This is a genomic window from Streptomyces sp. NPDC127038 (assembly GCF_042725875.1).
Classification (GTDB): Bacteria; Actinomycetota; Actinomycetes; order Streptomycetales; family Streptomycetaceae; genus Streptomyces.
Genome location: NZ_JBHXDQ010000132.1, coordinates 1 through 6,683, shown reverse-complemented (window position 1 = coordinate 6,683; position 6,683 = coordinate 1). Strand labels below are relative to the sequence as shown.

5 protein-coding genes, 1 other RNA gene and 1 pseudogene are annotated in these 6,683 nt (G+C 74.9%); 5 read left to right on the top strand and 2 right to left on the bottom strand.

Annotation, left to right across the window (positions count from 1 at the left end):
• Positions 1–1,000, top strand: a 1,000-nt coding sequence (locus tag ACFWI4_RS40985; RefSeq protein WP_387206798.1) for a bifunctional RNase H/acid phosphatase, incomplete at its 5' end; no start/stop codon positions are given.
• Between the two features lie 55 nt (positions 1,001–1,055).
• On the opposite strand, the gene eda is transcribed toward ACFWI4_RS40985, so the two are convergent.
• Positions 1,056–1,700 (bottom strand): bifunctional 4-hydroxy-2-oxoglutarate aldolase/2-dehydro-3-deoxy-phosphogluconate aldolase, encoded by a 645-nt coding sequence (gene eda / locus ACFWI4_RS40980; RefSeq protein ID WP_387206796.1) that lies wholly within the window; start codon positions 1,698–1,700, stop codon positions 1,056–1,058.
• A 75-nt stretch (positions 1,701–1,775) separates the two neighbouring features.
• Complete coding sequence (gene yaaA, locus ACFWI4_RS40975) at positions 1,776–2,576, bottom strand: peroxide stress protein YaaA (RefSeq protein WP_387206794.1); 801 nt, start codon at positions 2,574–2,576, stop codon at positions 1,776–1,778.
• Positions 2,577–2,765: 189 nt separating this feature from the next.
• Between yaaA and ACFWI4_RS40970 the strand changes: the two genes are divergently transcribed.
• From ACFWI4_RS40970 to rnpB, 4 genes and pseudogenes are all read left to right on the top strand, one after another.
• Complete coding sequence (locus tag ACFWI4_RS40970; RefSeq protein ID WP_387206792.1) at positions 2,766–4,199, top strand: RNB domain-containing ribonuclease; 1,434 nt, start codon at positions 2,766–2,768, stop codon at positions 4,197–4,199.
• A 230-nt stretch (positions 4,200–4,429) separates the two neighbouring features.
• Positions 4,430–5,329, top strand: coding sequence for an AraC family ligand binding domain-containing protein (locus ACFWI4_RS40965; protein WP_387206801.1), 900 nt, complete (start codon positions 4,430–4,432; stop codon positions 5,327–5,329).
• 14 nt (positions 5,330–5,343) lie between these two features.
• Positions 5,344–6,123: pseudogene (locus ACFWI4_RS40960) on the top strand (DMT family transporter); the annotation flags it as partial.
• A 118-nt stretch (positions 6,124–6,241) separates the two neighbouring features.
• Positions 6,242–6,643, top strand: an RNA gene (rnpB, locus tag ACFWI4_RS40955) — RNase P RNA component class A.
• The last annotated feature ends 40 nt before the right edge of the window (positions 6,644–6,683 follow it).

Below are 6,683 nucleotides of genomic sequence, written 5' to 3'. Positions count from 1 at the left end.
CGAGGAACTGCGCGCCCAGCCGTCGACGGCCGACGGCCGGGCGACGACGCCGGCCGGCACGCACATGCCCCGCAAGGGGCGCGAGGAACTGCGCGACCAGCCCGGGACGGCCGGCAGCCGGGCGACGACGCCGGCCGGCACACACATGCCCCGTGAGGGGCGCGAGGAACTGCGCGACCAGCCTGCGACGGCCGACGGCCGGGGGACGACGCAAGGCGGCACCCCGTCACCCGGCGGCGAAGCCGGCAGCCCGCCCGCAGGGCCGGGGGACACGGGCCGAGCCGGAGCGGCCGGCGACGACAGGCGGGCCGCGAGAAACGTGGCCGCCGCCCGGACCGAAACGCCGGCCGCAGGCTGGACCGCACCCCCCGACATGGGCGCCCCCGCCACCTTCGTACTCCTGCGGCACGGCGAGACCCCCCTGACCCCGCAGAAGCGGTTCTCCGGCAGCGGCGGCACCGACCCCTCGCTGTCCGCCGCGGGCCGGGAACAGGCGGAACGCGTGGCCAGGGCACTGGCCGCGCGCGGCACCATCCAGGCCATCGTGGCCTCCCCGCTGGCCCGCACCCGCGAGACCGCCGCGGCCGTCGCCGCCCGCCTCGGCCTCGACGTCACCGTCGAGGACGGCCTGCGCGAGACGGACTTCGGCGCCTGGGAGGGCCTGACCTTCGGCGAGGTGCGCGAACGCCACCCCGAGGACCTGGACGCCTGGCTCGCCTCCCCGGAGGCCGAACCGACCGGCGGCGGCGAGAGCTTCGCCGCCACGGCGCACCGGATGGCGGCCACCCGCGACAAGCTGATCGCCGCCCACGCAGGCCGCACGGTCCTGCTCGTCACGCACGTCACCCCGATCAAGACCCTCGTACGACTGGCGCTCGGCGCCCCGCCGGAGTCCCTGTTCCGGATGGAGCTGTCGGCGGCGTCCCTCTCGGCGGTGGCGTACTACGCGGACGGCAACGCGAGCGTCCGCCTGTTCAACGACACCTCACACCTGCGCTGACCCCACCGCGCCCGCTCCCGGCACCGCACGGGTCCTTCACGGGGTGGGCCTGCGGCTACCGGCGCAGTGCCGACGCCGTCCGGGCCAGCTCCTCCACCCGGTGCCAGTCCCGCGCCGCGACCGCGTCCGCGGGGAGCATCCAACTTCCGCCCACGCAGCCCACGTTGGGCAGGGCGAGATAGTCCGGGGCGCACTCGGGGCCGATGCCGCCCGTCGGGCAGAACCGTGCCTGCGGGAGCGGTCCCGACAGGGACTTCAGATAGGCCGTGCCGCCCGCCGCCTGAGCGGGGAAGAACTTCATCTCGCGCACCCCCCGCTCCAGCAGCGCGACCACCTCGGAGGCCGTGGACACCCCCGGCAGGAACGGCACCCCGGACGCCTTCATCGCGGCCAGCAGCCCGTCCGTCCAGCCGGGGCTGACCAGGAAGCGGGCGCCCGCCGCCACCGACGCGGTCACCTGCTCCGGTGTGAGGACCGTGCCCGCGCCCACCACCGCCTCCGGCACCTCGGCCGCGATCGCTCGGATCGCGTCGAGCGCCGCCGGGGTCCGCAGGGTCACCTCGATCGCGGGCAGCCCGCCGGCGACCAGCGCCCGGGCCAGCGGCACCGCGTCGGAGACGTCCGTGACCACGACGACGGGGACGACGGGCGCGAGATCCAGGACGGAGGCACGCGAGAACGGGGGCGGTGACGACGTCATGCCCACATCCTGCCCGGGGGAAGCACCCTGCGCAAAGACCGTTGCGCATGTTGCAACGGTGCACGCTGCAACGGGTCAGTGGATCTCCCGCACCACCACGTCCAGCGCCCACGGCCGGCCCGCCCTGCCCGGGGCCTCCGCCTCCACGGTGTACCCGAGGTCCCGCAGCACCTCGACCAGTTCCGCCGGGTTCCTCGGCGCCGCGTTCGCGGCGAGCAGACCGCGGACGATCCGGCCCTTGGTCGCCTTGTTGAAGTGGCTGACGACGGAACGCTTCTCGACCCCGTCCACCAGCTGCGCGTGCAGCACCCGCACGGTCGCGGTCCGCCCCGCCACCTCGCCCTTGGGCCTCCAGGCGGCCGCGTACGCAGAGGAGCGCAGATCCAGTACGAGACCGTCGCCCGCGGCCTCGGGAAGCGCGGTCTCCATCGGCCCACGCCAGTGCGCGCCCAGCGCTCCGAGGCCCGGCAGCTTCACGCCCATCGAGCAGCGGTACGAGGGGATCCGGTCGGTGACCCGCACGGCGCCCCACAGTCCGGAGAAGACGAGCAGCGAGCGGCCCGCGCGCCGCTTGGCCGCGGTGTCGAGCGAGGCCAGGTCCAGGGCGTCGTACAGGACCCCCGTGTAGATCTCCCCGGCCGGGCGCGTGCCCGCGGTCCTCAGCTCCGTGTTCTTCGCGATCTCGCCCCGCAGGCCCTCGCTCAGTCCGAGAACCTCGCGGGCCTTGTCCTCGTCGGCCACGCACAGCTCGACCAGCTCGTCCAGGACCGCCCGACGCGCCTCGGCGAGACCGGGCAGGGACAGCGACTCCGGCTTGAGCGCGGTTCCCCGGCCGGAGGGTGCCTTGCCCTCGGAAGGCGGCAGCAGCACGAGCACGGTGGGTTCTCCTCACATGGGTACGGACCGCCGCCAGCCTACGGGGTGCACCCGGACCACCTTCCCGCCACGATCCCGCGCGACAGCTGCCCACCCCCCGTGCCCACCCCCGCCGCTCGCCGGTCCCCCTCGCCCGGAGGGCGCCCCCTTCCGCGTGCTCAACCGGTGCCCCCGGCCTACGCTCGACCCATGCCTCGCCGTCACGTCCGCGTCACCGGCGCCCCCCAGGCCCCGCTGCGAGCCGCCCTCCGCGCACTGCGGACCGAGCTCGGCGTGCCCGGGAGCTTCCCGGCCGACGTCCTCGCCGAGGTGGGACCGCCGTCCCGGTTGCCCGCGTACGACGCCACGGACCTCCCCCTGTTCACCGTCGACCCGCCGACGGCCGAGGACCTCGACCAGGCGATGCACCTCTCCCGCCGCGAACGGGGCGGCTACCGCGTCCAGTACGCCATCGCCGACGTCGCCGCCTTCGTGGCACCAGGCGGAGCACTGGACGCCGAGGCGCACCGACGCGTGACGACCCTCTACTTCCCGGACGGCAAGGTCCCCCTCCACCCGCCCCGGCTCTCCGAGGGCGCCGCCAGCCTCCTCCCGGGCCAGACCTGCCCGGCCGTCCTGTGGACGATCGACCTCGCCGCGGACGGCCGCACCGAGATCACCGACGTCCGCCGCGCCCTCGTCCGCAGCCGCGCCAAACTCGACTACGCGGGCGTGCAGCGCCGGATCGACGACGGGACCGCGGAGGAACCCCTCGCCCTGCTCAAGGAGATCGGCACCCTGCGCGAGGCCCTGGAGGTCGAGCGCGGCGGCATCTCGCTCAACGTGCCCGAGCAGGAGATCGTCGAGAAGGACGGCACGTACGAACTCGCCTACCGCGCCCCGCTGCCCGCCGACGGCTGGAACGCGCAGATCTCCCTGCTCACCGGGATGGCCGCCGCCGAGCTGATGCTCGACCACGGCACGGGCGTCCTGCGGACCCTGCCCGCCGCGCCCGACGGAGCCGTCGGACGTCTGCGCCGCACCGCCCGCGCCCTGCGCATCGACTGGCCGCACCACGTCTCGTACGCGCGGCTCGTCCGTTCCCTCGACCCGCACCTGCCGCACCACGCGGCCTTCCTCCAGGAGTGCACGACCCTGCTGCGCGGCGCCGGGTACACCGTCTTCCGGGACGGCGTGCTCCCCGAGGTCACCGCGCACTCCGCCGTCGCCGCGCCCTACGCCCACTGCACGGCCCCGCTGCGGCGGCTCGTCGACCGCTACGCCTCGGAGATCTGCCTCGCGGCCGCCGCCGGACTGCCGACGCCCGAGTGGGTCCTCGCGGCCCTCGACGCCCTGCCCAAGGAGATGGCCGAGGGCAGCCGGCGCGCGGGAACCGTCGAGCGCGAGTGCGTCGACATCGTGGAGGCCGCACTCCTCAAGGACCGGGTCGGCGAGCTCTTCGAGGCCTGCGTCGTCGACGTACAGGAACACGACCCCAGCGTCGGCACCGTGCAGCTGGAGTCCCCGGCGGTCTTCGCCCGGATCTCGGGCGGCACGGCCGCGCTGCCCCTCGGCGAACGCCTGCGGGTCCGGCTCACCCGGGCGGACCCCGGAACGGCGAAGGCGCAGTTCGAGCCCGCCTGATCCCGGCCCCGGCCACCGGCATGGAAACGGGGGACGCCGGTGTTGGCCCGTAGAGCGAACGCGGCGGACGCGCGCGACCACGGTGGCGAGGGGGAGAAGTGGCCAGGACCGAGCACCCCGGGACCGGCACGAACGAGCACTCGGGCGACGGCACGGACGAGGCCCCCGGCAACGGCACGGACGAGCACCCGGGGAAAGGCACCGTCGAGCACCCGGGGAAAGGCCCGGGGATCGGCACGACCGGTCATTCGGGGAAAGAGGAGACCCGCTGGACCCGGGCCGTCCTCGGCCGGGACGGCCGGCCCCTCGACCTGCTGACCGCCCGCTTCGACCAGCACCGCTACGCCCCGCACACCCACGACGAGTTCACCATCGGCGTCAGCGTCGGCGGCTCCGAGCTCATCGGCTACCGCGGCGGCCACCTGCGGACCGGCCCCGGCTCCATCGTCGTCCTGGCACCCGGCGAGATGCACACCGGCGGTCCCGCCGCCTGCGACGGCTACGCCTACCGCGCCCTGTACGCGGAGCCCTCCCTGCTCACCGAGGGCGCCCGCGGCGGACTCCCGCACTTTCGCGAAGGACTCCTCGACGACCCCGAACTCGCCGCCGCGCTGCGCGCCGCGCACACCGAACTGAGCGTCCGCCCCGACCCCCTGGAGGCCGAGTCCCGCCTCCCGTGGCTGCTCGCCGCGCTGACCCGGCGCCACTCCACCGCCCGCCCGGACCGCGACGAGGTCCCCGGCGCCGCACGCATAGCCGAGGCCGTACGGGACCGCCTGGCCGACGAGCTCCAGGACCCGCCCTCCCTAGCCTGCCTCGCCACCGACCTGGGCCTGTCCCGCTACCAGCTCCTGCGCGCCTTCCGCACGACGACGGGGATCCCGCCGTACGCCTGGCTGGCCCAGCACCGGGTGAACCGGGCCCGCCGGCTCCTGGAGTCGGGGCTGCGCCCCGCCGAGGTCGCCACCCTCGTGGGCTTCGCCGACCAGGCGCATCTGACCCGCTGGTTCCGCCGGGTGCTCGGGGTGACCCCGGCGGCGTACCGCGCGAGCGTCCTCCCGCCCCCGCCCGGGGCGCGACAGCGCGCGACCGGGGCGCAACAGCGTTCAAGACGCGCCACGGGCCGGTGACCGAGACTGCCCGTATGACTGCACGCGGCTGGTTTCTGTTCTCCCTGATGGGAGTGATCTGGGGCATCCCCTATCTGATGATCAAAGTGGCGGTGGACGAGGTGTCCCCGTCGGTGGTGGTGTTCACCCGCTGTGCGGTCGGCGCCGCGCTGCTGCTCCCCTTCGCGATCCGCCAGGGCGGTCTGACCGGGACCGTACGGGCCCACTGGCGCCCGATGCTGGCCTTCGCGGTCATCGAGATCATGGTCCCCTGGTGGACCCTGACCGACGCCGAACGCCATCTGTCCAGCTCCACCGCGGGCCTGCTGATCGCCGGCGTGCCGATCGTCGGCGTGGCCGCGGCCCGCTTCCTCGGCGACACCGAACGGCTCGGCGCCCGGCGCCTGACGGGCCTCGCCCTGGGCCTCGCCGGGGTCGCGGTCCTGACGGCACCTCATCTGACCGGCGGCGACGCCCGCTCGCTGGTCGAGGTGCTGCTGACGGTCGTCGGCTACGCCACCGCCCCGCTCATCGTGGCCCGCCGGCTCAAGGACGTGCCCTCGCTGCACCTGACGGCCCCCTGCCTGGCCCTGGCCGCCCTGGTCTACGCCCCCGCGGCGGCCTTCACCCGGCCGCAGTCGATACCGTCCGGCCAGGTCCTGGCCGCCCTCGTGGGCCTCGGCGTGATCTGCACGGCCGTCGCCTTCGTGGCCTTCCTGGAGCTGATCAAGGAGGCGGGGCCGACCCGGGCGACGGTCATCACGTACGTCAACCCGGCGGTCGCGGTCGCCGCGGGCGCCCTCCTCCTGGACGAACGCCTGACCTCCGGGGTCCTCGCCGCCTTCGCCCTGATCCTCGCGGGCTCGGTCCTGGCCACGGCCACCGCCGGTCCCCGGCGTCCCGCCCGCCCGGTACCATGGTCGGCACGGCAGACGAGCCGGGCGGACGGCCGCGTGGAGGTCCTTGTGGACCTTCCCGAGGAACGTCCGGGCTCCACAGGGCAGGGTGGTGGCTAACGGCCACCCGGGGTGACCCGCGGGACAGTGCCACAGAAAGCAGACCGCCGAGAACTCCGGTTCCCGGTAAGGGTGAAACGGTGGTGTAAGAGACCACCAGCGCCTGAGGCGACTCAGGCGGCTAGGTAAACCCCACCCGGAGCAAGGTCAAGAGGAAGCACCCCGGTGCTTCTGCGCGGACGTTCGAGGGCTGCCCGCCCGAGTCCGCGGGTAGACCGCACGAGGCCGGCGGCAACGCCGGCCCTAGATGGATGGCCGTCTCCCCGGCCGCCGCGAGGCGACCGGGCGACAGAACCCGGCGTACAGCCCGACTCGTCTGCCCTCAGGGCCCGGCCCCGGTCCACGGACGGGGGCCGGGC

Coding starts and splice junctions, on each gene's coding strand:
- ACFWI4_RS40970 (WP_387206792.1), top strand. CDS start 2,766: ATGCCTCGCCGTCACGTCCGCGTCACCGGCGCCCCCCAGGCCCCGCTG.
- eda (WP_387206796.1), bottom strand. CDS start 1,700: ATGACGTCGTCACCGCCCCCGTTCTCGCGTGCCTCCGTCCTGGATCTC.